The organism is Rubrimonas cliftonensis (genome assembly GCF_900107585.1).
Lineage (GTDB): Bacteria > Pseudomonadota > Alphaproteobacteria > Rhodobacterales > Rhodobacteraceae > Rubrimonas > Rubrimonas cliftonensis.
In genome coordinates, this window is record NZ_FNQM01000019.1 from 19,116 (window position 1) to 45,191 (window position 26,076).

A 26,076-nucleotide genomic window follows, 5' to 3' on the forward strand; every position below is an offset into this window, starting at 1 on the left:
AGGGAAACGCGCATTTCTCTCCCCGGCGCGCAAGCTGCCGACCGCAAGCTTAGGCGTCGGCTGTCAACAGAGCGTAAAGCGGGCGCGCGGGGCTCACGCCTCTCCGGGAAAGCCCCGACTTCGCCCGCCGCCCGCCTCGCCGGGGCCGCATTCGCCGCCATGCTGGCGCGGTTGGCCCTCTTGCGCGCCCTTCCGGCGGCGCGTCGCGCGTCCGGCGCGGCCTCCGGGCGCGCGGCCTCCGGGCGCGGGGCCTCCGGGCGACTGGCCGCGTTGACACGCCCCGTCGCAGGGGCGAGGAGCGGTGCGGGTCAAAGGAGGCGTTCAGGGCATGGGAGCGACGCGACGCTCGGGCATGGGAGCGACGAGACGCTCGGGGCTGCGGGCGGGGCTGCGGGCCGCAGGCGCGCTGACGGCGGGGCTGACGGCCGTGGCGCTGGCCGCTCTCGGGCTCGGCTGGGCCGCCGCCGGCGCCGTGGAGGCCGGCCTTCAGGCCCGCGTGTCCGGTGGTCTGAACGCCGCCGGCCACCGCTGGGTCGAGGTGCGGGTGGACGGCGCCCGGGTGAGCCTCTCCGGCATGGCGCCCGACGCCGGGGCCGCGGCCGACGCCCTTCGGGTCGCGGCGCAGGCCTCGGGTCCGTTCGCCTCGCTCGAGGACGGCGTCGCAGCCGCCCCGCCGCTCTCGGCGCGGTTCGAGGCGGCTGTCGCGGCCGCCGCGCCGGCGCAGTCCCTCGAGATCCTTCGCGACGGCGACGGCGCGGCGATCCTCGGCGTGGCGCCCGACGCGATGGCGCTCAGACGGATCGTGGCGCGGCTCTCGCGCCTGATCGGCGCGCCGGTGGACGCCTCGCTGGCCCGGGCGCGGGAAAGCGGCGACCCGTGGCCGCACTGGGCCGAGATCGAGCGCGCCGGGGTCGCGGCGGCGGCGGCGACGCCGCTCGGCCGGGTGACGCTCGCGCCGGGCCGCCTCTCGGTGTCGACGCCCGGACCCGGCGCGGACGAGGGCCGACCGGACAGCGGGAAGGCGCTCGCCGACGCGCTGGAGCGCCTCAAAGACTCGGGCGTCGAGGTCTCGATCGAGGAGGCCGCGCTCGGACCGCTGCGCGCCGAGCCGGGCGCCGCCGCGGCCGGTCCGCGCCTGTCGCCCGAAGCGCCGGCGCCCGACGCGACATGGCTCGCGATCTCCTCGCATCCGGGGGGCGTCGCGCTGAGCGGGGCGGCGCCCGATGCGGCGAGCCGCATGGCGATCGCCTCCTACGCCGCCGCCGCCTTCGTCGGCCGCCCGCTGGACAGCGACGGATTTCTCGCGCCCGGGGAGCCCGCGCCTGGGGAAGTTGAGGCGCGGGAAGCGGTTCCCGCCTCGGCCCCCGACGGATGGCGCGCCGCCGCGCTGGCCGCCGTGGATGCGCTCTCGCGGCTGGAGGGCGGCGCGGCGCGGGTCGGCGACGGCGCGGCGTCGCTGCGCGGCCGGACGCTGGAGGCGGCGGCGGCGCGCGAGGCCGACGCCGCGCTCGCCCCCCTGCGCGAGCGCGGCTGGACCGCCGAGACCCGCGTCACCGTCGATCTCGCCGCCCGCGCGGCCGCCATGCGTCTCGGCGCCCCGGCCTGCGCCGCCGCCATGGCCGAACAGGCCGCGGCGGACCCGATCCTGTTCGCGCCAGGAGAGAGCGTTCTCGCGGCGGACGCCTCGCCTGCGCTCGACGCTCTGGCGGCGATCCTGCCGCGCTGCGAGGGCGGCGTCGTCGAGGTCGGCGGGCACACCGACAGCCAGGGCTCGGCCGACTACAACCTCGCCCTCAGCGCAAGCCGCGCCGAGGCGGTCGCCGCGGCGCTGGCCGAGCGCGTCGCGCTGCGGGTCGCGCTTTCCGCCAAGGGCTACGGCCCGACGCGCCCGATAGCCGACAACGACACCGAGGAGGGCCGGGCCAGAAACCGGCGGATCGCCTTCACGGCGCCGGTGGCCGCCGTCTCCGAACCGGAAACGGAGACGTCGCGCTCGGCGGCGGGGGAGGGCAGGCCATGACGCGCCTCGCCCTCGCCGCCGCCATCGCCCTCGTCCTGCTCGCCGCCTTCGGCCTCGGCTGGCTCGGCTGCGCGCTCTGGCGCCGACGCGCCGCCCGCCGCGGCGACGGCGGCCATGTCGAGCGGATCGGCGCGCTCGCCGCGCGTCTGCACGCCACCGAGGTCGAGGCCGCCGCCGCGCTGCGCCGCGCCGAAGCCGCCGAGGCGGAGGCGGCGGCGGTGCGCGCGGCGCTGCAAGGGGCCGAGGCCGCCGCCCGCGCCGCCGCCGGCGCGGAGCACGCCGCCGCCCTGCGCGAGGCGAAGGCCGAACTCGCCGCGGCCATGGGCGCCCTCGGCGACGCCCGCCGTGAAGTGGCCGCGTTGCGCCGGGCGTCGACCGCGCCTTCCGACACCGCCTGACGGCGCGGACGGGCGGCCCGGCTCAGCAGCCCCCGCCGGGGCCCGCCTCGCGCCGCCAGCGCTGCGTCGCGCCGAACAGCGGCGCGCCGACATAGCCGCGCAGCCGCAGCGCGTCAGGCGCGTCGAGCCGCATCGTCGCGCTGTAGGTCTCGCCGTCCTCGGCGGAATAGATCGTCCCGCCTTCCCAGGCGTCGCCCGAACCGTTCCCGTCGCGCGTGAAGCCGCCGAGCAGCGCCATGCCGCAGATCGGCCTGTCGCGCAGCGCGGCGTCCGGGTTGCGGCGGTCGCGCAGGGGCGCGCCGTTCGCGCCGAGCGGATCGCGCAGGCCGACGATGCGCCCGCACGCCGCCTCGCCGCAGGGCGCGATCTCCACGACCGCCGCGCCGCTCTCGACCCGCCAGAAGCCGAAAGCCCCGTCGTCGGCCAGCGCCGCGCCGGCCGCGGCCCCCGCGCCGAGCGCGAGCGCCGCCATGGTTCTCATCCGCATTCCAGCCATCCCCGCTCCGCGCCCCGCGATGTTGCAAACCGCCGCGGCCATGCTATCCCGCCGGGCGGGAACAGTCTTGGAGGACGCGATGGACGGGACCGACGCCCTGGACGGGCTTGAGGGCCTGCGCGCCGGCTTTCTCGGCCGCATCGCCGAGGCAGGGGACGAGGCGCAGCTCGAGGCCGCGCGCCTCGCCGCGCTCGGCAAGAAGGGCGAGGTCGCGCTGCGGATGCGCGAGCTGGGCAAGATGACGCCGGAGCAGCGCGCCGAGGCGGGCCCCGCGCTTAACGCGCTGAAGGACGAGTTGCTCGCCGCGCTCACCGCGCGCAAGGCGTCGCTGGCCGACGCCGCGCTCGCCGAACGCCTGCGCACCGAGTGGCTGGACGTCACGCTCAGCCCGCGCACGCTCGGCCCCGGCGTCGGGCAGGGGAGCGTCCACCCGGTGAGCCAGGTCACCGACGAAGTCATTGCGATCTTCGGCGACATGGGCTTCGGCGTGCAGGAAGGCCCGCAGATCGAGGACGACTGGCACAATTTCGACGCCCTCAACATCCCGCCCGAGCACCCCAGCCGCACCGAGATGGACACCTTCTACATGGCGCGGCTCGACGGCGACGACCGCCGCCCCAACGTGCTGCGCACCCATACCTCGCCGGTGCAGATCCGCGGCATGCTGGAGCACGGCGCGCCCTGCCGCTTCATCTGCCCGGGTCGCGTCTATCGCTGCGACTATGACCAGACGCACACGCCGATGTTCCACCAGGTCGAGGGCCTCGCCATCGACCGCGACATCACCATGGCGAACCTAAAATGGGTGCTGGAGGAGTTCTGCCGCCGCTTCTTCGAGGTCGAGGGCGTCGAACTGCGCTTCCGCGCGAGCCACTTCCCGTTCACCGAGCCCTCCGCCGAAGTCGACATCCGCTGCTCCTGGGCCGGCGGCGTGCTCAGGATCGGCGAGGGCGACGACTGGCTGGAGATCCTCGGCTCGGGCATGATCCACCCGCATGTCCTGCGCTCCGGCGGGATCGATCCGGAAGTCTGGCAGGGCTTCGCCTTCGGCATGGGCATCGACCGCATCGCGATGCTGAAATACGGCATGCCCGACCTGCGCGCTTTCTTCGAGGGCGACCTGCGCTGGCTGCGCCACTACGGCTTCTCGGCGCTCGACATGCCGGGCGCCGCCGACCGCTGAGCGCGTCCGGGCGAGGCGGCCCGCCGCGCGCGGGCGCGGGCGCAAAGGCTCAGGCGGCGGCGAGGCGCCGGCGTCGCGGCAGCCTCACGGTGAAGGTCGTGCCCACGCCGACCTCGCTGCCGACCTCCACCCGGCCGTCATGCATGTCGACGAAGTGCCGCAGCAGGTGCAGGCCGATGCCGCTGCCGGGCCTGCCTTCCGATGTCGAGGCGCGGAAAAACCGCGTGAACAGCAGCTCGACCTCGTCCGGCGGGATGCCGACGCCCTCATCGGAGACGCTCACCACCGCCTCGTCCCCTTCGAGCATCGCGCGCACCGTGACGGTCGAGCCCGCATCCGAATACTTGACGGCGTTCGACAGCAGGTTCGAGACGATCTGGCGGATCAGCACCGGGTCGCCGGTCATGGCGATCGACGGCTGCAGATGCGTCAGCACGGTCCGCTCGCGGGCGAGGTCCGCCGACGCGCGGCATTGCTCGCGCACGATGTCGGCGAGGTCGGTCGGCTGCGGGTTGAACTCGATCTTTCCCGCCTCCATGCGCTCCGACTGGAGCACGCTCTCCATCAGCTGGACGATGCGGCGGACGGCGGCGCGGATCTCGTCTGCCTTCTCGGCTTCCGCCTCCCGCGCCTCGCGTCCCGCCGCGCGGCTGATCTGACGCGCCCGCCCGTCGATGATCGCGAGCGGCGTGCGGAACTCGTGGCTGACCATCGCGACGAACTCGCGCTGGAGGCGGTTGAGCCGGCGTTCGGCGTCGAGCCGCTCCGTCAGCTCCGCGTTGAGCCGCAGGATCTGCGCGTCGCGTTCCGTGGCCAGGGCGATCTCGCGTTCGAGAGCGGCGGTCTTGCACTCGAAGGACGCGATGGAGGGCGTCCGGAGCACCTGCGGCGCCAGCGGCCAGAGCGCCGCCGCGGTCGCGACCGAGACGACCGCGGTGCCCGCCTTCACCATTCCCTCCACGCCGTAGTCGGGAACCCACATCGTCCAGACGCCCATGAGATGCGTGGCGCTGCAGGCGAGAATGAAGGCGCTGAAAAGCAGGGCGATGCGCCGGGGAATCAGATCGGGACGGCGCAGGGTGAGCGCGATGAGGACGAGGGGGATCGACATGTAGCTGAGCGCGATGGCCGCGTCGGAGACGACATGCGCCCAGAACAGCTTGGGATCCCAGAGAAGGCAGTATCCGTGCGGCTGAAATCCTTCGCGCGCGAAGAACTCGTACACCCAAGTCAAGGCGAGCACCTGTTGCTACGAGGTCGGACAAGGCGACCTGCGGCCCACAAAACACCGCAGAGCAAACAAAGCGTTACGTCGCGCCGGTCGACGGGCGCCGACGCGGCCGGCGCGGCGGCTCAACCGGCGGCGGCCTGCGTCCGCGCGCATGCCGCATCGTCCGCCGCATCGTCCACCGGCCCGCTCGCCGGCCCGCTCGCCGGTCCGTCGTCCGGGCGGTCGAGCCATTGGTCCACCGCGTGCTTGAGCAGGTCGCCGAGAATGGGTTTGGCGAGATGGTCGTCCATGCCGCTGTCGAGGCACCGTGTCCTGTCGCCCTCGAAGGCGTGCGCGGTGAGGCCGACGATCGGCGTGCGGGGCGCGCCGGTTTCGGCCTCGAGCGCGCGGACGCGCCGCGTCGCCTCCAGCCCGTCCATCACCGGCATCGAGATGTCCATCAGCACAAGGCGCGGGCGCTGCGAGACGAAGGCCTCGATCGCTTCGGCGCCGTTGGCGGCCGAGGCGTGGCTGAGGCCCATGCGCCCCAGCATCTCTTCCGCCACGAGGCGGTTCACGTCGTTGTCGTCCACCACCAGCACGTCCGGCCGCCCGGTCCCGGCGTTGCGGCCGCCGGTCCCGGCCCGCGCGGCGGCGGGCGGCTCTGCTGGGTCGGCCCCCGCATACCCGCCGCCGTCGACATCGATGCGCGGGGCGGGCGCGTCGTCCGCGAGCACGTCCATGATCGCGTCGAGCAGGGCTGAGGCGAGCGTCGGCTTCACGAGCGCCGCGTCCGCGAGGCAGCCGGACCCGGTCGCGTCGTTCTCCAGCGAACTGAGCAGTATGACGCGGGTCGCCGCGATCGCGTGCGCGCCCCGGATCTCGCGCAGGACGTCCTCGCCCGACATGCCCGGCATGTGGCGATCGAGGATGACCAGGTCGAAGGGCGCGCCCTGCGCCGCCGCGCGCCGCAGCTTGACCAGTCCCTCGCGCCCGGAGGCCGCCGCCGCCTCGTCGAAGCGCCAGGCCCCGAGCTGCTCCTGCAGGATCAGCCGGTTGGTCTCGTTGTCGTCGATCACGAGGACGCGGGTCCCGACGATCTCCGCCGGCGGCGCGCGGCGCGCCTCCGGGCCGGCATGGACGGGCAGCTCGACCGACAGCCAGAACGTCGAGCCTTCGCCCGGCGTCGACTGCGCCCCGACGGCGCCGCCCATCAACTCGGCGAGGCCCTTGCAGATCGCAAGGCCGAGGCCGGTGCCCTCCTGCTTGCGCGTTCGGCCGCCGTCGGCCTGCGTGAACTTGTCGAAGAGGCGGTCGATTTCCTCGCTGCGGACGCCGATGCCGCTGTCGCGCACCTCCACCCGCAGAACGGCCGCGGCGCCGTCCTTGGACGGCGTCGCCGTCACGTCGAGCTCGATCTGCCCGGCGTCGGTGAACTTCACCGCGTTGCTGAGGAAATTGACGATGATCTGCCGCAGCCGCGCGAAGTCGCCCACCAGCCGATCCGGGGCGTCAGGCGCGATGCGCACCACGAAGTCGAGGTTCTTCGCGGCCGCGGCCCTGGCCACGAGCCCGGCCGGCTCGCTCACCAGCCGCGAGAGCTTGAAGGGCTGCGGCGACAGCCTGAGCTGCCCGGCGTCGATCTTGGAGAAGTCGAGAATCTCGTTGATCAGCCCCAGCAGCGCGTGGGCCGAGGAATTGATGATGTCGATGAAGGTGCGCTGGCGCGCGTCGAGCCGGGTGCCGGCCATCAGCTCCGCCATGCCGATGACGCCGTTCATCGGCGTGCGGATCTCGTGGCTCATGGTGGCGAGGAAGTCGCTCTTCGCGGCCTCGGCGGCGCGTGCGCGCCGGTTCTCCGCGCGGAGCGCCGCGTTGTCGGCTGCGAGGCGGCGGGCCAGGGGCGCATACACGGTCACGTAGGAGAAGAACGCGCCGAGCAGGGACGACAGCAGCACGACCCCCGACAGGATGACCGGGATCGATTCCGCCTCATAGGCCTCCGATTGCAGAAGCGTCGAGACGGCGGCGATGGCCCCGACGGTGTCTGCGTTGAGGGCCTGCGAGAACGTCGTGATGGCGAGCAGCTCGTCCATCGACAGGGGACCGCGGCCTGCGACGACCGGGGCGGCCGTCGCGATGAGTTCGGCCACCACCACTTCCAGCGGCTTCGCGCCGTCAAGGGGCTGCGCGCCTTCGCGCTCCTCCCAGATTTCCATCAGGGCGCGCGGCATCCTGCCGCCTTTGAGACCCAGCGCGTCCGCGGCCGCCTCGGGGTCGACGCCGAAGGCCGCCGCGACGCCGTCGACAGACGCGGCCGAAATCGCGTCGTGGCCGGTCCGGCCGCCGTCCTCGTCGCTCGCCCGGATCGCGCCGTAGAGCAGGAGCACATCGACGAAGGCTGCGCGCGCCTCCCGACGGTCCGGGCCGCTGCTGAACGCCGTCCGCAGCATTTCGGCCTCCAGCGTCCTCAGCGCGCGCCCGAGCTGGCCGAAGCTGACCACATAGCGGATCTGGACCGAGTGGCGGTCAAAGTAGATGACGGAGGCGGTCGTCGCGATGCAGACGGGAATCAGCGTCATCGCGAGCGCGGCGACGAAGCGCCGCCCGAGAACCCGTCGGAAAGGCCGCTCAGCCGTCTCGCTCTGATCCTGCCGCAGCGTCATCGGCTTCCGATTCCCGTCGCAGGCCCGCCCTCGCGCCCGGTCGCGCGAGACGGCCGAACGACTTGCGCTGCGATCCTAACCGGATGGTCCTTAACGGCTTCTGTGCGGGCGGCGCCCTGCCGCCGCCGTGCGGCCTGCGCGTCGCGTCCATTGTCCGGGAGAGAAGGCATGATGGGCCAGCCGGGGCGGCTGATCGCCAGGGCCGGCGCCGGGGGACTGCCTGCGCAACTCACTCACTGACCCGACGCGCTACGGTTGTCACTACTGGCGGCCATCCCCCGGCCCCTGTCGTTGTCGCACGGGGCCGGGGGTGCGACTGTGCCGCCCGTCACACCCGCGCGCGACGGGCGATGCTCGGCGTCAGCCGTAGACGAGGTTCGGCAGCCAGGTGATCAGCTGCGGAAACACCATGCACATCACGAGACCGAACACCTGGATCGCCAGGAACGGCAGCGCCGAGGCGAAGATGCGCATCATCGGGATCTCGGGCGGCGCGACCCCGCGAAGGTAGAAGAGCGCATAGCCGAAGGGCGGCGACAGGAAGCTCATCTGCATGTTGACGAGGTAGAGCACGCCGAACCACAGCACGAGGTCGTTGGGGTCGTCGAAACCGAACGCCTCGGGTCCGAAGGCGCGGATGATCGGCACGAAGATCGGCACCGCCAGCAGCAGGATGCCGACCCAGTCGAGGAACATGCCCAGCAGGATCAGGATCACCTGCATCAGGATCAGCACGCCCCACGGCCCGAGCCCCGTGGCCGCCACCGCCTCCTGCACGAACTGCTGGCCGCCCTCCAGCACGTAGAGGCCGACGAATATGGTGGCGCCGAACATGATCCAGATGACCATGGCGGAGGCCTTGAGCGTGGTCAGGCACGCCTCGCGGATCGTCGGCCAGTCCAGCCGGCGATGGATCGCCGCCACGATGAAGGCGCCGAAGGTGCCGATGCCGGCCGCCTCGACCGGCGTTGCGACGCCGGTGAAGATCACGCCGAGCACCACCACGATCAGCACCAGCGGCGCCGCCATGTTGCCGATGAGCTGCAGCTTCTCCGTGCTGGAGACGCGCTCCTCTTCGGGGATCGGCGGGCCGTAGCCGTCGAAGGCGTAGCTCATCACGGTGACGTAGACGATGTAGAGCCCCGACAGCATCAGGCCGGGGATGACCGCGCCGATGAACAGTTCACCCACCGACTGCTCGGCGACGACGGCGTAGATGATCGCGAGGATCGAGGGCGGGATCAGGATGCCCAGCGTGCCGCCGGCCATGATCGCGCCCATGGCGATCTCGGGGTTGTAGTCGCGCTTCAGCATCGCCGGCAGGGCGATGATGCCCATGGTGACGACCGCGGCGCCGATCACGCCGACCATCGCGGCGAGGATGGTGGAGGCGATGATCGTCGCCGCCGCCAGCCCGCCCTTCACGCCGCCCAGCAGCTTGTAGATGACATCGAACATCTCGTTGATGATGCCCGCCCGCTCCAGCATCGCCGCCATGAAGATGAACAGTGGAATCGCGGAAAGCTGGTAGTTCGTCATCAGCGGGAAGATGCGGCTCGGCACGATGTTGAGCGTCTGCGCGTCGCCGAGCAGGAACAGGAACACGCAGGCGAGCCCGCCGGTGACGAAGGCGAGCGGCAGGCCCGCCATCAGCACGATGATCAGGCTGCCGAACATCAGCAGCGTCAGCCAGTCGATCGGGATGTCGAGACCCATGGCTCAGGCCCTCCCGCGGCTGGCGTCGCCCACGGCGGCGATGTCGCCGGCGAGCTTGGAGACGCCCTGGAGCAGCAGCAGAAGGCCGCCCAGCGCGATGGCCCACTTGAACGGCCAGTAGGCGATCTGCCACTCCGAGAAGCCGAGTTCGTTGATCTGCGTCGCGTCCATCGCGAAGATCCAGCCGGTCACCAGGATCGTTCCAGCGAAGATGAAGAAAAATACGCTGGTGAACAGGTCCACGAGGGCTTTACGCATCGGCGACCAGTTGGCGTAGAAGATGTCCACCTTCACATGAGTGTCGGTCAGCATAGCGTAGGCGCCGGCGATGAGGTACTGCATGCCCAACATGAGATACATGCCCTCATGGGCCCAGTTGGTCGGCGAGTTGAAGACATAACGAGCGATAACCTCGTAGTAGTAGACGATCACGGCGATGACCGCCCAGTAGCTGACGAACTCGCCGGTAAAGAAGCTCACGCGGTCGATGGCTCCGCGCCATCCCTCGCCGATATGGGCGGCGTCGTCCTTCGCCTCGGCGGTCTCGGTGTGCGGCTCCGCGGGGCCGTCGTCGGCGCGCGCCTGCGCCGCCCGAACGAGCCAGGGCAGCGCGACCGCGTCGAACGCCATCAGCGCGAGGCTCACGCAGAGCGTGCCGAAGGCGATGTTGGTCCAGAAGGCGCGGGTCTCCGACGCCGCCTCCAGCGCGGGGCGGGCGTCGGCAAGCGACGCCTCGGCCTCCGCCAGCCGTTCGCGGGCCGTCGCCACGGTCTCGCGTTCGCGTGAGAGCGCGCGCTCGGCGCGGGTCTGCGCGAAGCTGCCCGCCTCCGCGGCGGCGAGCGCGGCCTCCAGCTCGGCGAGGCGCACGTCGGCGCCGTCGACGCGGGGCTGCTGGCGCTCGATGCTCTGCTCGGCGACGCGCAGGACGTTGGCGGCGTCTGACTGGATGTTGCGCGCCTCGCGCCCCTCGGCGTTCGCCCACAGCATGCCGACGACCAGCGGCACGAAGAGCAGACCCCACAGGTTGCGCAGATAGAAGCGGTGCAGGCCGAACAGGCCGCCCGTGACGAGGATGAAATAGCCGATGGGCAGCGAGTACTCGGTGATCCGCCCGCGGCGCGCCATCACCATGGCGACCAGCGGGAACAGGATCAGCGTCGCCCAGTAGACCCAGTGCGGCATGTCGAAGCTGATGCTTGGCATAAGCGCCTTCCAGCAGGGGAAAGACCAAGGCCGCGGCGCCGCCGCCGGCCGGGACGAAAGACGGCCCCGGTGGGAACCGGGGCCGCTCCGTCAGGCGATGTTCGCGCGGCTCAGAGGTCCAGCGAGTGCCCGGCCAGCAGCGCGTCGTCGACGTAGCCCAGCGAGCCGGACTTCATGTAGTCGAGATGGATCTTGAACACGCGCCTGGAGGCGTCGTCACGGTTGGCGTACTTGAACCAGATCGGCACGGCGACTTCGGTCATGATCTCGACGTCGTCCTGGCTGAGGCGCGTGACTTCGGTGCCGTCGGCCTCGAACTTGACCCAGCTCTCCTGATCCGCCTTCTGGATCGCGGCGTGGTGGTGGATGGAGTAGCTCTGCGTCTCCATCTCCACGAACTGCTTCATCTGCGGGCTCAGCGCGTCCCAGGCGGCCTGGCCTACGGTGAGGTCCATGAGGTCGACCGGCTGGTAGACCGACATGAAGCCCGCCGGGCCCATCGAGATGTACTTCGTGACCTGGCTGAAGCCGAGGGCGTAGTTCACCGCCGGACCAACGTAGTCGGCCACGTCGATGGTGCCCTTCTCCAGAGCGGGGAAGATCTCCGAGCCGGGCAGCAGGGTCGTCTCGGCGCCGATCTCGGAGAACAGCTCCGCCACCATGCCGCCGGGCACGCGCATCTTGCGGCCCGCGAAGTCGTCGATCGAGCGGATCGGCACCTTCGAGTGGATGATGTTCGGGCCATGATGGATCGGGCCGACGAAATGCATGCCCTGCGCGGCATAGAGCTCGCGGGCGATGTCGAGGCCGCCGAGACCGTAATAGAACACGTCGAACTCGTGCGGGTTGCGCAGGCCGAGCGGATAGGAGGTGAGGAACACCGCCGCCGGGATGATGCCCTGCGCATAGATCGTGAACGGGTTCACGGCCTCGAGCACACCGTTCTTCACGGCGTCGTAGAGCTGGAAGTCGCCCACGACGTCGTTGGCGCCGAAGGGCGTGAAGGCCAGCTCGCCGCCGGTCTTTTCCTGGATGCTGGCGCACCAGTCCTTGAAGATCTGCAGGCCGGCGCCGCCGGGCCAGGACGTCTGCACGCGCCAGGTGGTCGTCTGGCCCTGCGCCGTGGCGATGGCCGGCGCGGCGAGAACGGCGCCGGCGCCGAGGGCGCCCGCGCGCAGGAAGTGTCGACGGTTCGTGAAGTCGGTCATCTGGATAGCCTCCCGTTGGATCGCGGCGCAGCAGGGCCGCGACGGGGCCGCTTGACGGGCCCGCATCGCTTTGCCTACCGCGCGATCAGTCGGAGAGCAATGATGTCGCAGTCGCGAGGCAATCGCGATTGCGTTTGTTGCGGCGCAGTATCGGGCTGCGCGGCGGTCGGAGGCGGGCGCAGGGCGGTCGCGGCGATTGACGCCGCCGCGCCGGCGGGCGAAAGCGCCGGCATGTCCGCAGGCAACCCGATCAACGCAGTGATCGTCGGCGCCGGCCCGGCGGGCCTCGCCGCGGCGGAGACGCTCGCGCAGGGCGGGGCGCGCGTCACGGTGCTGGAGCGGATGCCGAGCGCTGCCCGCAAGTTCCTGATGGCCGGGCGCGGCGGGCTGAACCTCACCCACGCCGAGCCCGAGCCGGTCTTCCGCGCCCGCTATGGCGGGGCCGCCGTCCCGCTCGCCGCCGCGCTCGACGCCTTCCCCCCGCAGGCGCTGCGCGACTGGGCCGACGGGCTGGGGGCGGAGACCTTCACGGGCTCCTCGGGCCGTGTCTTTCCCAAGGCGATGAAGGCCTCGCCGCTGCTCAGGGCATGGCTGCGGCGGCTTGAGGGGCTTGGCGTGCGGCTGGTCACGCGGGCGCGCTGGACGGGCTTCGTCGAGGGCGGCGTGAGCGTGGAGGGCGCCTACCCGATCGCCGCGCAGGCGGTCGTGCTGGCCTGCGGCGGCGCGAGCTGGCCGCGGCTGGGGTCCGACGGCCGCTGGACCGCCGCGCTGCCGCCGGGCGCCGTCGCGCCGCTGGTCCCGGCCAACTGCGGCTTCCGCGTCGACTGGCCCGAGGGCTTCGCGGCGCGCTGGGCCGGCGTCCCCCTCAAGGGCGCGGCCTTCTCCCATGGCGGGACGAGCCTGCGCGGCGAGGCGACGGTGACGGCGCAGGGCGTGGAGGGCGGCGCGATCTACGCGCTCTCGGCCGCGCTGCGCGAGAGCGTCGCGCGCGACGGCGCCGCGGCGCTGGCGGTCGATCTCAAGCCCGACCTGTCCGCCGCGAAGCTCGCCGCGAAGCTCGAAGCGCAGCGCCCGGGCCTCTCGCGCGCCAACCGTTTGCGCCGGCTCGGGCTGTCGCCGCTCGCCGCGGCGCTGGCGCGGCTGGGCGGGGAGGCGTCCAAGCCGGAGGCGCTCGCCGCCGCTATCAAGGCCGTCCCGCTTCGGCTGACGGCGACGGCGGGGCTGGAGCGCGCGATCTCCACCGCCGGCGGCCTGCGCTGGGATGCGCTGGACGCGACGCTGATGCTGCGCGACCGCCCCGGCGTATTCGCCTGCGGCGAGATGCTGGACTGGGAGGCGCCCACCGGCGGCTACCTGCTTCAGGCCAGCATCGCCACGGGCCGGCTTGCGGGAAGCTCGGCGCTCGACTGGCTTTCCCGCGAGGCCCCGCCGGGCTAAGACCCCGCCCGACGACCGGGGAGAGCGTTCATGTCCTACAACAGCTTCGGCCACCTGTTCCGCGTCACCACCTGGGGCGAGAGCCATGGCCCGGCGCTGGGCGCGACGGTGGACGGCTGCCCGCCCGGCGTGCCGCTGAGCGAGGCTGACATCCAGCCCTGGCTCGACCGCCGCCGCCCCGGCCAGAGCCGCTACACCACCCAGCGGCAGGAGCCCGACCAGGTCGAGATCCTCTCCGGCGTCTACGAAGGCCGTGCGACGGGCGCGCCGATCCAGCTGATGATCCGCAACCAGGACCAGCGCTCGAAGGACTATTCCGAGATCGCCGAGAAATTCCGCCCCGGCCACGCCGACATCGCCTATCACCTGAAGTACGGCCTGCGCGACCCGCGCGGCGGCGGGCGCTCCTCGGCGCGCGAGACGGCGGCGCGGGTGGCCGCCGGCGGCGTCGCGCGCGCGGCGCTGGCGATGCTGGCGCCGGGGCTGCGCGTGCGCGGCGCAATGGCGGCCATGGGCGCCCACGCCGTCGAGCGCGCGCGGTGGGACTGGGCGGAGGTCGACCGCAATCCCTTCTTCTGCCCCGATGCCGATACGGCGGAAGCGTGGGGCGTGGAGCTCGACGCCATCCGCAAGGCCGGCGCCTCAATCGGCGCGGTGATCGAGGTGCGCGCCGAGGGTGTGCCGCCGGGCCTCGGCGCGCCGATCTACGGCAAGCTCGACGCCGACATCGCGGCCGCGCTCATGTCGATCAACGCCGTCAAGGGCGTGGAGATCGGCGCGGGCTTCGCCGCCGCCGCGCTCGACGGGGTCGAGAACGCCGACGAGATCAGCATGGGCCCCGACGGGCCGGTGTTCGCCTCCAACCACGCCGGCGGCATTCTGGGCGGCATCAGCACCGGGCAGGACGTCGTGGCGCGCTTCGCGGTGAAGCCGACCTCCTCGATCCTCACGCCGCGCGCCACCATCACTCGCGCCGGCGAGCCGACCGAGATCGTCACCAAGGGCCGCCACGACCCCTGCGTGGGCATCCGCGCCGTGCCGGTCGGCGAGGCCATGCTCGCCTGCGTCCTGCTCGACCACGTCCTGCGCGACCGGGGGCAGACGGGGGGCGTAAGGGGACAAATCGGTTAGTTGTACTTTTTGTGGCTTTTAACGACGGAGGCGCACATAGGCTCTAAAAACTGGATCTAAAAATTCGTAGGTCCCACGTAGATCAGCCTTTTTAACGAGAGCGGGTCCAAATTTTTTGTCAATTAGCCTTGGAACAAGTTGATCCATATGGTCGATCTCTAGTTCCTGTGCTGTTGAACGCACACTTTTTAAGCTTACGCCACCTTCGATGTCATCAAGTGAAACTTGTTCTTCTGCAAGCAATGTCAAAAGTGTAGCCCGGCCTTCGCTGTCCCCTATGGCGTTTTGATATCGCCTTTCAAGGGTTGGAAAAGCTTCTCCCTTGCGTATATCATCCAAAACCATATTCAGCACCGTGATGCCAATATCGTTTGAGCCAGTTTGATTCCCCTTTTCGACGCAAGACTTTCCGATCAATTGAGCAAAGTACGTATATCCCAGCGATATTTCATGTATTTTATTTATTACCTGCTCTTCGGATTTTATATGACCGCCGAACAATTCTTCTGCGGTCGAAAATATCATTGAAATTTCGCTGAGGTTCATTGGAGTTACGTGCGCATACCCTTGCTCGACAAGGCGCTCGATTGACTCATGATCATCGACCAAATCGTTAAGGTCGTCTGAAATTCCAGATATCGCAAACTTTAATTTGTCCGAGCTAAGTGATTTGATTAAAGATCCAATTCCAGTTCTGTCCCTTATAATATCAAACTCGTCTATGAAAATTATAAGTCCGTCTCTCCTATTCCAAAAATTATTGTTATGGGGCACGATAGATGAGCAAAAATCTCTAAAAGTTTGAATAATATCAGATCTCAAATTTGCTGAATATTTTTCCGCATTTTCGCCTTTTGATCCCTACTTTAGAATTTTTAAATCGGTCGATTGATCGTTAGAATTACTTCTTGTGAACTCAGCCAGCTCTTTTCCCCGGTCTGGCACTAATCGCAGAAGGCCATCTTCAGAATCGGTATCAGTGCAAATCCGTAATAGTAACTCTTCGGCGTTCTCGATTTTCGAGTCACATGTGTAGAATACAGTATAATAACGTCTTTTTCTTTCGGGAATTAAATGGTGTAGCCCAGCGCGCGTGACAATCTCATAATCGCCATTCGCAATCAATTGTATTTGCCGCATGAGCGACGATTTCCCAACGCCCCGTTTTCCAAAAACAGCAATAAGACTTGAGGTAGTATTCACTGCTCGCATGGCGTTGCTGATAAGTTGCGTTCTGCCAACAAAACGTTGAGGATCTTTAATAACTGCAGAGGTGAATCCAACTTCAGGATCTAGTAGATGAAACATGATTGGCTCCTCGGTTGAGCGTACATTAACTGGTTTCTTGTGGGGTCAAAAGCCCCCGCAGCAGCGCGAGCGGGTGGGCGCGCAGGGTGAGGCGCAGGGCGACGTAGTCCTCCACCACCTGCTCGCCCTCGGTGAGCTTCGGCAGATGTGCCGCCGGCTCGACGATCCCCTCGCCGTCGGGCGCAAACAGCGGCAGCGGCGCGTCGCCGGCCACGGCCTTCGCGGCCCAGAGCGCCTCGCGCCGGTCGAGCCCGAGGCTTGCGAAGGCGTCGGCCTCCGCCAGCCGCGCCAGCGCGGGCGGCGGCGCGCCGGCGCGCCGCCAGACGTCCTCCACCGCCGCATAGCCGTTGCCGCGCGCAGCCGAAATCCAGCGCGCGTCCTCCTCGCCCAGCCCCTTGATCTGGCGGAAGCCCAGCCGCAGGGCGAGCGCCCCGTCGGCGTCGCGCTCGATGGCGTTGTCCCAGTAGCTCGCGTTGACGCAGACCGGACGCACCCGCACGCCATGGGCGCGGGCGTCGCGCACGATCTGCGCCGGGGCGTAGAACCCCATCGGCTGCGAGTTCAGCAGCGCGCAGGCGAAGATCGCGGGGTGGAAGCGCTTGATCCAGGCCGAGGCGTAGACCAGCAGCGCGAAGCTCGCCGCGTGGCTCTCGGGGAAGCCGTATTCGCCGAACCCCTCGATCTGGCTGAAGCAGCGTTCGGCGAAATCCGGCTCGTGGCCGTTCGCCAGCATCCCCGCCACGAAGCGTTCGCGGAAGGTGTGGATCGTGCCGGTCTTGCGGAAGGTGGCGAGCGCGCGGCGCAGGCGGTCGGCCTCGCTTGGGTCGAACCCGGCGCCGATGATGGCGATCTGCATCGCCTGCTCCTGAAACAGCGGCACGCCCAGCGTCTTGCCGAGCACCTCGCCGAGCGCGTTGGAGGGAAACGACACCGGCTCCTCGCCGCGCCGCCGCCGCAGATAGGGGTGAACCATGTCGCCCTGGATGGGGCCGGGCCGCACGATGGCGACCTCGATCACGAGGTCGTAGAAGCAGCGCGGGCGCATCCGCGGCAGGAAGTTCATCTGCGCGCGGCTCTCGACCTGGAACACGCCTACCGAATCCGCCGCGCACAGCATGTCGTAGACCGCCGGCTCCTCGGCGGGGATCGAGGCGAGCCCGTAGCGCACCCCGTGGTGCTGTTCGATCAGCGCGAAGGCCTTGCGGATGCAGGTGAGCATCCCGAGGCTCAGCACGTCGATCTTGAGGATGCCCAGCGCGTCGATGTCGTCCTTGTCCCATTCGATGACGGTGCGGTCCTCCATCGCGGCGTTCTCGATGGGCACGAGCTCGTCGAGCCGCCCGCTGGTGATGACGAAGCCGCCGACATGCTGGGAGAGGTGGCGCGGGAAGCCGGTGATCTCGCGGCAGAGCGCCAGCGTCAGGGCGAGGCGGCGGTCGGTCGGGTCGAGGCCGATCTCGCGGATGCGGTCCTCCGGCACGCCTTCGGAGCCCCAGCCCCAGGTCTGGCTGGCGATGGCGGCGACGGCGTCCTCCCCCAGCCCCATGGCGCGGCCCACTTCGCGGATGGCGCGGCGGGCGCGGTAGTGGATGACGGTGGCGCAGAGGCCGGCGCGCTCGCGGCCGTAGCGCCGGTAGATGTGCTGGATCACCTCCTCGCGGCGCTCGTGCTCGAAATCCACGTCGATGTCGGGCGGCTCGTCGCGGGCCTCGGAGACGAAGCGCTCGAACACCATCGAGCCGATCTCCGGCCCGATCGCGGTGATCCCCAGCGCGTAGCACACCACGGAGTTCGCCGCCGAGCCGCGCCCCTGGCACAGGATGCCGCGCGAGCGCGCGAAGGCCACGATGTCGCGCACTGTCAGGAAATAGCGCGCGTAGCCGAGCTTGCCGATGAGGTTCAGTTCGCGGTCGGCCATGGCGCGGGGTTTTTCGGGAACGCCGTCGGGGTAGCGCCAGGCGAGGCCCTCGGCGGCGAGCCGGGCGAGGCGCTCCTGCGCCGTCTCCCCGCCGCTTTCCTCGTCAGGGTATTCGTAGGCGAGCTGGTCGAGGGAGAAGCTCACGCGGCCCGCGATCTCCATGGTGCGGTCCACCGCCTCCGGGTGCGCCGCGAACAGGCGGCGCATCTCGGCCTCGTCGCGCAGCCGGGCCTCGGCGTTGGCCAGCGCGGCGCGGCCGAGCCGCTCGACCGTGGTCCCGAGGCGGATCGCGGTCAGCACGTCGGCGAGCGCCCGGCGGCGGGCGGCGTGCATCATGGCGCCGGAGAGGGCGACGAGCGGCGCGCCGCTCCGCTCCGCGAGGCGCGCGGCGGCCATGAGGCGCGCGGCGTCGCGGCCGTCATGGCGGGGGTGGGCGGCGGTGAAGACATGGCCGGGGAAGCGGCGCGTCCAGCGTCGCGCGGCCTGCGCCGTCAGGCCCGCGCCGCGCTGCGAGGGCGCCGCCTCTTGCGCGGGGTCGAGGTCTCCGCCGTGCAGCAGCAGGATCATGCCCTCGCCCCAGGCCTCGAGGTCTTCCGCGCGCAGGATGCAGGCGCCCTTGGCGGCGCGGCGCTTGCCGAGGGTGAGCAGGCGGCAGAGCCGGCCCCAGGCGGCGCGGTCGGTCGGGATGGCGGTGACGTCGGGGTGGCCCTCGAAGGCCAGCCGGCTCGCGGCGAGCAGCCGCGGCGCCGAGCGCGCCGCCAGCGCCACGGGCTCCGCCTTCGGCGCGGGGATGTTGCCGCCGGCGTCGTGCTTGCCGCGGGCGCCGCGCGCCGCGACGTCCGCAGAGGTGACGCCGCGCTTCTCGCGCAGCGCCGCCGCCTGCTCCCGCGCGATCTCGCGCGCCGCGACATGGGCGCGGACGACGCCGGCCAGCGTGTTGCGGTCGGCGATGGCGATGGCCTCAAGGCCGAGTTCCGCGGCGCGCGCCACCATCTCCTCGGGGTGCGAGGCGCCGGTGAGGAAGGTGAAGTTGGAGGTTGCGGAGAGGTCGGCGAAGGGCATGGGCGTTCATCCGCCTGGCGCGGCCGCTGGGGCGCGCGTAGCCTTGGCCCCATGGCGCACGCGGTCTTCACCCATGCCGACGGGTCGATCTATGACGACCACCCCGAGGAGCGCTATCATTTTCCGCGCACCTACCTGAACGCCGTGCGGCGCGCGGAGGGCGACTGGATCGTCTACTACGAGCCGCGCCGCGCCGCGGCGGGGGGCGGCGCCGGGCGTCAGGTCTATTTCGCCGTGGCGCGCGTCGTCGGGATCGAGCGCGACCCCCGCGACGAGGGGCATTTCTACGCCCGGATGGCCGACTACCTGCCGTTCCCGTCGCCGCCGGGGTTCCGCGAGGGCGACGCCTATCTCGAAAGCCTGCTGCGGCGCGCGGACGGCGCGACCAACAAGGGCGCCTTCGGCCGGTCCGTGCGCGACCTTCCGGCGCCGGAGTTCGACGCCATCTGCGCGCTGGGCTTCTCGGGGGTCAGGCCCGCGCTCGGTCCCGAGGACTGGGCGCAGGACTGGGCGCAGGACGCCTCGCCCGGCCTTCCCGAGCCCGCCGGCTTGTCCGATGTCGTGGCAGGCTTCGACCGGGGCGCGGCGCCGCGACGGATCGTTGAGCAGCTCGTCTCCCGGCCGTTCCGAGAGGCCGCCTTCGCGCGACAGGTCAAGGCGGCCTACGGCCAGACCTGCGCGCTGACCGGCCTGCGCATCCTGAACGGCGGCGGCAGGCCGGAGGTTCAGGCGGCGCATATCCGCCCGGTTCACCACGACGGCCCTGACACGGTGCGCAACGGCCTTGCGCTGAGCGGCACGGCGCACTGGATGTTCGACCGCGGCCTTGTCTCGGTGGATGACGACCTGTCGATCCTCGTCGCGCGCGACCGGCTGCCGGCCGAGGCGGCGCGGCTCCTGAACACGGACGGGCGGCTGCGCGCGCCGCCCGGCCCGGCGCTCAGGCCGCATCCGCGCTTTCTCGCGCACCATCGAGAGGCGATCTTCAAGGGTTAGGCGGCGCCGGGCCATGCGACTCGCTATGTTCCTCATTCGTTCGCGACGAACATAGCGCATCCGCCCGCAGGCGACAGCCGCTTGGCGCCGAACGTGGCGGAGAGGCCGCGCCCAGAGCCAGCCCCGCGGCGCGTCGGACGCCGCCCGTCTACCGCCTGAGGCCGACGATGCGCTCCCAGAGGCGGCGGACGCAGGCCTGCTGGCCGGCGCGGGCGACGTCGTCGAGCGGCAGGCCGCGCGCCTCGGCCAGCGCGGCCGCGGCGTCGGCCATCGCGGGGGGCAGGCCGGCGGGGAGGACGGGGGTTTCTGGGTTGGATGGGTCGATGATCGGCGCGGCGCGGTCGATCTCGGGGATTTCGGGGTCGGCGCGCAGGTTCACCCCGCAGCTCCGCGCGTCGGGCGTCACCGAGAAGGCGGCGACGGGGGCGAACTCGCCACGCCTGACGGCGTCCGAGAAGACGAAAGTGCTCCGCAGCCGGCCGTCCTCCAGAGCGGCGACGCTGAGATAGACCGGGCCGGGCGCCGGTTGGGCCAGAGCGCCGCCGCAGGCCAGCAGGGCTGCGAACGCGGCGGGCGCGGCGGCGCGCCGCATCGCGATCGCGGGCGCGCGCGGGCGCGTCACGGCGATCGAGGTCGGCGCGGCCAAGGTCTGCGCGGCCGGGGTCTGCGCGGCCGGGGTCTGCGCGGTCCGGCGCACGGCGGTTCGCCTCACGGCGGCTCCGGTCACAGCGGTTCCGGCCCGCGGGTGATCGCGGCGACGCCGGTGCGCGCGACGTCCATCAGGCCGAGCGGGCGCATCAGGTCCACGAAGGCGTCGATCTTCTGGGGCGAGCCGGTGATCTCGAACACGAAGCTCTCCAGCGTGCTGTCGACCACCTTGGCGCGGAAGGCGTCCTTCAGCCTCAGCGCCTCCACGCGCTTGTCGCCGGTGGAGACGACCTTGACCAGCGCCAGCTCGCGCTCCACCGCCGGGCACTCGATGGTGAGGTCGTGGACGTCGTGCACCGGCACCAGCCGCCCGAGCTGCGCCTTGATCTGCTCCAGCACCATGGGCGTGCCCGAGGTAACGATGGTGATGCGGCTCAGGTGGCCGGTATGGTCGGTCTCCGCGACCGTCAGGCTCTCGATGTTGTAGCCCCGCCCGGAGAACAGGCCGATCACCCGGGCCAGCACGCCGGGCTCGTTGTCCACCAGCACCGCCAGGGTGCGCCGCTCGACGCCCTCCTCGCGGCTCGCGCGCAGGTCGTAGGCGCTGTGGCTCGACGAGCCCTTCTCGATGTTGAGCGCGTTCATGGCGCGTCGTCTCCCCTTTCCGCGGCGGCGCTCATGGCGCCAGCCGCTCGACATCCTCGATGAAGTACGCCGCCGGCCCCTTGAGGATGAGGCCCTCGGACCAGTCGAGCGCCGCGCCGGCGACGGCGCGCGGCGCCTCGAGCTCCCAGCGTGCGTTGCGCCTGACGAAATCCAGCGAAAGCCGCGCCTCGTAGGTGCGGGGCGGGCCGAGCATGGCCTCGACGAGCGCCTTCTGCACGCTCTCGGGCATGTTGACCGCGCGGGAGAACAGCTCGACCTCCGCCGTCGCCTCGCAGGTCCGCCGCGCGTCGTCGCCGCGGCAGCGTCCGACCTCGACTGCGCGCACGGTCTGCGCCTGCAGCGGCAGCCCCATGAGCGCGACGCCCAGCGTGTTCGTGACGATGAAGCGCGTGCCGGACAGGGAGTGCTCGGTCACGACGCGCCCGATCCCTTCGGACACGTCCTCCTCTGGCGTGAGATCCTGCAGCGCCATCACCAGCGCGCGGCGCACGATCCGCGCGTCGGGCGCGCCGGGCGGGTGGCGCTCCGTCCGCCAGGCCGCGAGCGTTTCGCAGATCATCGCCTTGTCCTCTGGCGAATAGAGGGCTTCGCGCAACGCGGCGCTGTCTCGTCGCGCCGGCCCGCAGGGCGGAACGACGCAGGCGCCGGTCTCGGCGCAGCCGGGTTCGGCGGCGGCGGCTGCGGTCGCCTCGGCGCGGCTGGCCTCCGTCGCGACCCCCGCCGCGGCGAGGTCGAACGTCCCGAGGCCCGCCATCGCGGCAAGCGCGCCGAGGCTCTCGGCGGCGGAAAGCTCGCGCGTCTCGGCCTCGCGCCGGCCCACATGGTCGGCCGCGTCCGCCGGCCGGGGCCGCAGCACGATGGGCCGGCCGCCGCGCTGGGGCGCGACCAGCGAGACGGCGTCCACCGTGATCTCGGCCGCGTCGAGCGGATCGGCGGTCTCGAACTCGACCAGCAGCTCTCGCGCGCCGTCCTGCACGAGGGTCAGCGCGAGCCGGCCCTCGCCGCTGAAGGTGAGATGCACCGGCCAGAAACCCGCCTCGATCAGCGCGCAGCCGAAATCGCCCGCATGGCGCGCCGCCAGATCGACGCCGGGCGCGAGCAGGCGCAGCGGGTCCAGCGCGACGGGCCGATCCGGCGGCACGCCCCAGGCGGCGCGCGCCGCGGCCTCCGTCAGCCCCCTGGCGCATGGGGTGACGAAGCGCGCCCCCCGGCCGGCGCCCATGAAGACCTGTGTGCGGACGGCGTCGCTCCAACTGGCCATGTAGGCCGCCGCCTGCTCGGGCGGCGCGAGTCCGTCCACCGCACGCGGAGCCTCCGCCGCCGCCGAACGGGCGAGGCAGACCGCCAGCGCGGCGGCGTATGCGAGGCGGGCCGGCCTCACACCAGCACGGCGCCTGCGTCCCCGATGGCGTCTTCGGTGCTCGCCTCGCCCAGCAGCATCTCGTTGTGGGCCTTGCCCGAAGGAATCATCGGGAAGCAGTTCTCGTGGCGCTCCACCAGGCAGTCGAACACCACCGGGCCGTCATGGGCGAGCATCTCTGCGATGGCCTCGTCGAGATCGGCGGGGTTCTCGCAGCGGATGCCCTTCGCCCCGAACGCCTCGGCGAGCTTCACGAAGTCAGGCAGCGCCTCGGAGTAGCTGTGCGAATAGCGCTCGCCGTGCAGCAGCTGCTGCCACTGGCGCACCATGCCGAGCCGCTCGTTGTTGAGGATGAACTGCTTGACGGGCAGGCGATACTGGATCGCGGTGCTCATCTCCTGCATGTTCATCATCCACGACGCCTCGCCGGCGACGTTGATCACCAGCGCGTCGCGGTGCGCCATCTGCACGCCGATGGAGGCCGGCAGGCCGTAGCCCATGGTGCCGAGGCCGCCCGAGGTCATCCAGCGGTTGGGCGCCTCGAAGCCGAGATACTGCGCCGCCCACATCTGGTGCTGGCCGACCTCGGTCGTCACATAGCGGTCCATGCCCCTGGTGAGCGCCTCGAGCCGCTGCAGCGCGTATTGCGGCTTGATCACCGTGTCGGAGTTGCGGAACGCGAAGCAGTCGATGGCGCGCCATCCCTCGATGCGCTTCCACCACGCGCTCACGTCGCGCTTGCGGGAGCCGCGGGCGCGCCAGACCTCCAGCATAGCGCGCAGCGCCTCGGTCACGTCGGCCACCACCGGCACGTCGACCGGCACGTTCTTGTTGATCGACGAGGGGTCGATGTCGACGTGGATCTTGGCCGAGCCGGGCGAGAAGGCGTTGATGCGCCCGGTGATGCGGTCGTCGAAGCGCGCGCCGATGTTGATCATCACGTCGCAGTCGTGCATCGCCCAGTTGGCCTCGTAGGAGCCGTGCATCCCGAGCATCCCCAGCCACGATGCGCCGGAGGCCGGGTAGCAGCCGAGGCCCATCAGCGTGGAGGTGATCGGAAAGCCCGTCTCGGCCACGAACTCGCGCAGCAGCCGCGTCGCCTCGGGGCCGGAGTTGATGACGCCGCCGCCGGTGTAGAAGACGGGGCGCTCGGCGCGCTCGATCAGCTCCACCGCCGCCGCGATGGCCGCCATGTCGGGCGCGGTCCTGGGCTGGTAGGTCGAGCGCCGCGCCGCGCCGGGCGCCTTGTAGCGGGCGGAGGCGAACTGCACGTCCTTGGGAATGTCCACCAGCACCGGGCCGGGGCGGCCGGACGTCGCGACGTGGAACGCCTCATGAATGACGTCGGCGAGCTTCGCGGTGTCGCGCACCAGCCAGTTGTGCTTGGTGCAGGGTCGGGTGATGCCGACCGTGTCGGCCTCCTGAAAGGCGTCGTTGCCGATCATGAAAGTCGGCACCTGGCCGGTCAGCACCACCAGCGGGATGCTGTCCATCAGCGCGTCGGTCATGCCTGTGACGGCGTTGGTCGCGCCGGGGCCGGAGGTGACGAGCACCACGCCGGGCCTGCCGGTCGAGCGGGCGTAGCCCTCGGCCATGTGGGTCGCGCCCTGCTCGTGCCGAACGAGGACGTGGGTGATGTCGTTCTGCTTGAAGATCTCGTCGTAGATCGGCAGCACCGCGCCGCCGGGATAGCCGAACACGACCTCCACGCCCTGGTCGCGCAGCGCCTTCACGACGATGTGCGCGCCGGTCACGTCGCGCTCCGCCTCGTCCGCCATCGCCGCCGCACCCGGCGCGCCGCCATCCGCCATCATCTCGCCTCTCCCGCCTCCGCGTCCGCCCTGCAGGTTCCATCGAGCGCGCATGAAAAAGGCCCCGTTCGGGGCCCTTGCGCGCGATCCTCGACGAGGGGGCCTAGCCCCTTCGCCGCGCCGCGCGCCCCGCGATGCCTACGATGTCCAGCGCCATGTCGCCCGCTCCCAAGGTTGGGAGGACCGTTGCCACAGGGGCGGCGGGCGGTCAACCCGCGCGGCTGAGGAAATCCATCGCGGAAGGCGAAAAATCGCAATTATGTTGCGATTATGGCGGGCGGTGCGCAATCATTCAATTCCGCAACCGTGGCTGGAGGGCGGCGGCGCGAAAAGCCGCATGCCGTCCCGGAAGGTTCGGCTTCGCCGCGGGCGACTCGCCCGCCGGGGCGCAGGCGGCCCGACCGTCGCGGCGCGGTCGTCCCGCGTCAGGCCAGCAGCGCCCGCAGCAGCGCGTTGAGCACCGGTCGCCCGGCGGCGGTCGCGGCGATGCGGTCGCCGTCCGCGGTCGCCAGCCCGTCCTCCACCAGCGGCGCGATGCGGGCAGGGTCGAGCGGCGCGCCGTTCAGCCGGGCGAAGCGCGCGAGATCGGCGCCCTCGGTCAGCCGCAGCGCCATCATCAGGTATTCGGTCGCCTGATCGGGCGGCGCGACGACCTCCTCGGCCCAGCTAGGCCCGCCGCCGCGCTCGACCGCCGCGAGCCATGCGCCGGGGGCCGAGGGCGAGACCGTCGCCCGCCGCGCGCCGTCGGCGCCGGTGATCCGCCCATGGGCGCCGGGGCCGACGCCGGCGTAGTCGCCATAGCGCCAGTAGACGCGGTTGTGGCGGCTCTCCGCGCCGGGCCGGGCGTGGTTCGACACCTCATAGGCCGGCAGCCCGGCGGCTGCGCAGACCTCCTGCGTCTCCAGATACATCGTCGCGGCGTCGTCGTCGGGCGGCACGGTGAGCTTTCCCGCGTCGAACCGCGCGCCGAAGGCTGTGCCGGGCTCGATGGTGAGCTGGTAGAGCGACAGGTGATCGACCGCCATCGCCAGCGCCGCCCGCAGCTCCGCCGCCCAGGCCGCCGGCGTCTGCCCCTCGCGCGCGTAGATCAGATCGAAGGAGACCCGCTCGAAGGCGGCGCGCGCCACGTCGAAGGCCGCCCGGGCCTCCGCCGCGGAGTGCATCCGGCCGAGCGCCCTGAGGTCGCGGTCGTTCAGGGCCTGCACGCCCATCGAGACTCGGTTCACGCCGGCCAGCGCATAGCCGCGGAAGCGGCCGGCCTCGACCGATGTCGGGTTGGCTTCGAGCGTGATCTCCGCCCCCGGCGCGACGCCCCAGAGCCGGTCGACCGCCTCCACGAGGGCGGCGACGGTCTCCGGCGGCATCAGGCTCGGCGTGCCGCCGCCGAAGAACACCGTGTCCGCGCGCCGCGGCCCGGTCGCCGCCCGCGCCGCCTCCATCTCCGCGAGAAGCGCCGCCCGCCATCGGGGCTGGTCCACCGCAGCCTTCGCGACGTGGGAGTTGAAGTCGCAGTAGGGGCACTTCGCGGCGCAGAACGGCCAGTGGACGTAGACGCCGAAGCCCCCCGCGAGCCAGTCATGCGGCGCGGCGGCGGCGTCGGCCCGGTGCGGCGGCGGCATCGCAGGCTTTGCGTCCCCGC

The 26,076-nt window shown here is 71.1% G+C and carries 20 protein-coding genes; 6 read left to right on the plus strand and 14 right to left on the minus strand.

Translation table 11 applies throughout. The annotated features are described in order from the left end of the window. Positions 1 to 328: 328 nt before the first annotated feature. Complete coding sequence (locus tag BLW43_RS18600; protein WP_093255765.1) at positions 329 to 2,020, plus strand: OmpA family protein; 1,692 nt, start codon at positions 329 to 331, stop codon at positions 2,018 to 2,020. Further along, positions 2,017 to 2,418 (plus strand): hypothetical protein, encoded by a 402-nt coding sequence (locus tag BLW43_RS18605; RefSeq protein WP_093255766.1) that lies wholly within the window; start codon positions 2,017 to 2,019, stop codon positions 2,416 to 2,418. The genes BLW43_RS18600 and BLW43_RS18605 overlap by 4 nt, the downstream gene beginning before the upstream one ends. 22 nt (positions 2,419 to 2,440) lie before the next feature. Here BLW43_RS18605 and BLW43_RS18610 read toward each other — a convergent pair whose 3' ends face one another. Beyond that, positions 2,441 to 2,905, minus strand: coding sequence for a DUF2147 domain-containing protein (locus BLW43_RS18610; RefSeq protein WP_217632235.1), 465 nt, complete (start codon positions 2,903 to 2,905; stop codon positions 2,441 to 2,443). An 88-nt stretch (positions 2,906 to 2,993) separates the two neighbouring features. Between BLW43_RS18610 and pheS the strand changes: the two genes are divergently transcribed. Continuing rightward, positions 2,994 to 4,097, plus strand: coding sequence for a phenylalanine--tRNA ligase subunit alpha (pheS, locus tag BLW43_RS18615; RefSeq protein WP_093255770.1), 1,104 nt, complete (start codon positions 2,994 to 2,996; stop codon positions 4,095 to 4,097). 49 nt (positions 4,098 to 4,146) lie between these two features. Here the strand turns inward: pheS and BLW43_RS18620 are convergent, their stop codons facing one another. The 5 genes from BLW43_RS18620 to dctP form a co-directional block, all read right to left on the minus strand. Then, positions 4,147 to 5,340, minus strand: a complete 1,194-nt coding sequence (locus BLW43_RS18620; RefSeq protein WP_139284141.1) for a sensor histidine kinase — start codon at positions 5,338 to 5,340, stop codon at positions 4,147 to 4,149. A 110-nt stretch (positions 5,341 to 5,450) separates the two neighbouring features. Next, a complete protein-coding gene (locus tag BLW43_RS18625) occupies positions 5,451 to 7,973 on the minus strand; it encodes a hybrid sensor histidine kinase/response regulator (RefSeq protein ID WP_093255773.1) in 2,523 nt (840 codons plus the stop codon). A 360-nt stretch (positions 7,974 to 8,333) separates the two neighbouring features. Further along, complete coding sequence (locus BLW43_RS18630; protein ID WP_217632236.1) at positions 8,334 to 9,689, minus strand: TRAP transporter large permease; 1,356 nt, start codon at positions 9,687 to 9,689, stop codon at positions 8,334 to 8,336. Positions 9,690 to 9,692: 3 nt separating this feature from the next. Continuing rightward, a complete protein-coding gene (locus tag BLW43_RS24070) occupies positions 9,693 to 10,892 on the minus strand; it encodes a TRAP transporter small permease subunit (RefSeq protein WP_217632237.1) in 1,200 nt (399 codons plus the stop codon). Positions 10,893 to 11,002: 110 nt separating this feature from the next. After that, positions 11,003 to 12,100 (minus strand): TRAP transporter substrate-binding protein DctP, encoded by a 1,098-nt coding sequence (gene dctP / locus BLW43_RS18635; protein ID WP_093255774.1) that lies wholly within the window; start codon positions 12,098 to 12,100, stop codon positions 11,003 to 11,005. A gap of 231 nt (positions 12,101 to 12,331) precedes the next feature. Between dctP and BLW43_RS18640 the strand changes: the two genes are divergently transcribed. After that, entirely contained in the window at positions 12,332 to 13,537 is a 1,206-nt protein-coding gene (locus BLW43_RS18640) for a TIGR03862 family flavoprotein (protein WP_093255776.1), read from the plus strand. 30 nt (positions 13,538 to 13,567) lie between these two features. Continuing rightward, on the plus strand, positions 13,568 to 14,668 hold the full coding sequence (gene aroC / locus BLW43_RS18645; RefSeq protein ID WP_093255778.1) for a chorismate synthase: 1,101 nt from the start codon (positions 13,568 to 13,570) through the stop codon (positions 14,666 to 14,668). Between the two features lie 18 nt (positions 14,669 to 14,686). Here the strand turns inward: aroC and BLW43_RS23100 are convergent, their stop codons facing one another. The 3 genes from BLW43_RS23100 to BLW43_RS18650 all read right to left on the minus strand — a co-directional run bounded on the left by BLW43_RS23100 (position 14,687) and on the right by BLW43_RS18650 (position 18,956). Further along, positions 14,687 to 15,214 carry a hypothetical protein gene (locus tag BLW43_RS23100; RefSeq protein WP_139284142.1) on the minus strand — a complete coding sequence of 176 codons (528 nt, stop codon included), beginning with the start codon at positions 15,212 to 15,214 and terminating at the stop codon, positions 14,687 to 14,689. A 315-nt stretch (positions 15,215 to 15,529) separates the two neighbouring features. Further along, entirely contained in the window at positions 15,530 to 15,976 is a 447-nt protein-coding gene (locus BLW43_RS23105; protein WP_139284143.1) for an nSTAND1 domain-containing NTPase, read from the minus strand. A 25-nt stretch (positions 15,977 to 16,001) separates the two neighbouring features. Beyond that, positions 16,002 to 18,956, minus strand: a complete 2,955-nt coding sequence (locus BLW43_RS18650) for an error-prone DNA polymerase (RefSeq protein WP_093255779.1) — start codon at positions 18,954 to 18,956, stop codon at positions 16,002 to 16,004. 51 nt (positions 18,957 to 19,007) lie between these two features. Here BLW43_RS18650 and BLW43_RS18655 point away from each other — a divergent pair, with 51 nt between their 5' ends. After that, a complete protein-coding gene (locus BLW43_RS18655) occupies positions 19,008 to 19,952 on the plus strand; it encodes an HNH endonuclease (protein WP_093255781.1) in 945 nt (314 codons plus the stop codon). A 148-nt stretch (positions 19,953 to 20,100) separates the two neighbouring features. On the opposite strand, the gene BLW43_RS18660 is transcribed toward BLW43_RS18655, so the two are convergent. The 5 genes from BLW43_RS18660 to hemW all read right to left on the minus strand — a co-directional run bounded on the left by BLW43_RS18660 (position 20,101) and on the right by hemW (position 26,056). After that, the gene (locus tag BLW43_RS18660) at positions 20,101 to 20,664 is read right to left on the minus strand and encodes a hypothetical protein (RefSeq protein WP_139284144.1); all 564 of its coding nucleotides are present in this window, start codon (positions 20,662 to 20,664) and stop codon (positions 20,101 to 20,103) included. Between the two features lie 11 nt (positions 20,665 to 20,675). Beyond that, positions 20,676 to 21,245, minus strand: a complete 570-nt coding sequence (ilvN, locus tag BLW43_RS18665; protein ID WP_093255784.1) for an acetolactate synthase small subunit — start codon at positions 21,243 to 21,245, stop codon at positions 20,676 to 20,678. A 31-nt stretch (positions 21,246 to 21,276) separates the two neighbouring features. Next, complete coding sequence (locus BLW43_RS18670; RefSeq protein ID WP_093255786.1) at positions 21,277 to 22,647, minus strand: hypothetical protein; 1,371 nt, start codon at positions 22,645 to 22,647, stop codon at positions 21,277 to 21,279. Continuing rightward, the gene (locus BLW43_RS18675) at positions 22,644 to 24,440 is read right to left on the minus strand and encodes an acetolactate synthase 3 large subunit (RefSeq protein WP_245731127.1); all 1,797 of its coding nucleotides are present in this window, start codon (positions 24,438 to 24,440) and stop codon (positions 22,644 to 22,646) included. Before BLW43_RS18675 ends, BLW43_RS18670 begins: the two co-directional genes overlap by 4 nt. 422 nt (positions 24,441 to 24,862) lie before the next feature. Beyond that, on the minus strand, positions 24,863 to 26,056 hold the full coding sequence (gene hemW, locus BLW43_RS18680) for a radical SAM family heme chaperone HemW (protein WP_093255787.1): 1,194 nt from the start codon (positions 26,054 to 26,056) through the stop codon (positions 24,863 to 24,865). Positions 26,057 to 26,076 lie beyond the last annotated feature (20 nt).

Excerpts from the sequence above, each read along its gene's own strand:
- BLW43_RS18655 (WP_093255781.1), top strand. The coding sequence starts at position 19,008 with ATGGCGCACGCGGTCTTCACCCATGCCGACGGGTCGATCTATGACGAC.
- BLW43_RS23100 (WP_139284142.1), bottom strand. The coding sequence starts at position 15,214 with ATGAACCTCAGCGAAATTTCAATGATATTTTCGACCGCAGAAGAATTG.
- BLW43_RS18640 (WP_093255776.1), top strand. The coding sequence starts at position 12,332 with ATGTCCGCAGGCAACCCGATCAACGCAGTGATCGTCGGCGCCGGCCCG.
- hemW (WP_093255787.1), bottom strand. The coding sequence starts at position 26,056 with ATGCCGCCGCCGCACCGGGCCGACGCCGCCGCCGCGCCGCATGACTGG.
- BLW43_RS18605 (WP_093255766.1), top strand. The coding sequence starts at position 2,017 with ATGACGCGCCTCGCCCTCGCCGCCGCCATCGCCCTCGTCCTGCTCGCC.
- BLW43_RS18650 (WP_093255779.1), bottom strand. The coding sequence starts at position 18,956 with ATGCCCTTCGCCGACCTCTCCGCAACCTCCAACTTCACCTTCCTCACC.
- BLW43_RS18675 (WP_245731127.1), bottom strand. The coding sequence starts at position 24,440 with ATGATGGCGGATGGCGGCGCGCCGGGTGCGGCGGCGATGGCGGACGAG.
- dctP (WP_093255774.1), bottom strand. The coding sequence starts at position 12,100 with ATGACCGACTTCACGAACCGTCGACACTTCCTGCGCGCGGGCGCCCTC.
- BLW43_RS24070 (WP_217632237.1), bottom strand. The coding sequence starts at position 10,892 with ATGCCAAGCATCAGCTTCGACATGCCGCACTGGGTCTACTGGGCGACG.
- BLW43_RS18630 (WP_217632236.1), bottom strand. The coding sequence starts at position 9,689 with ATGGGTCTCGACATCCCGATCGACTGGCTGACGCTGCTGATGTTCGGC.
- BLW43_RS23105 (WP_139284143.1), bottom strand. The coding sequence starts at position 15,976 with ATGTTTCATCTACTAGATCCTGAAGTTGGATTCACCTCTGCAGTTATT.
- aroC (WP_093255778.1), top strand. The coding sequence starts at position 13,568 with ATGTCCTACAACAGCTTCGGCCACCTGTTCCGCGTCACCACCTGGGGC.
- BLW43_RS18625 (WP_093255773.1), bottom strand. The coding sequence starts at position 7,973 with ATGACGCTGCGGCAGGATCAGAGCGAGACGGCTGAGCGGCCTTTCCGA.
- pheS (WP_093255770.1), top strand. The coding sequence starts at position 2,994 with ATGGACGGGACCGACGCCCTGGACGGGCTTGAGGGCCTGCGCGCCGGC.
- BLW43_RS18610 (WP_217632235.1), bottom strand. The coding sequence starts at position 2,905 with ATGCGGATGAGAACCATGGCGGCGCTCGCGCTCGGCGCGGGGGCCGCG.
- BLW43_RS18600 (WP_093255765.1), top strand. The coding sequence starts at position 329 with ATGGGAGCGACGCGACGCTCGGGCATGGGAGCGACGAGACGCTCGGGG.
- ilvN (WP_093255784.1), bottom strand. The coding sequence starts at position 21,245 with ATGAACGCGCTCAACATCGAGAAGGGCTCGTCGAGCCACAGCGCCTAC.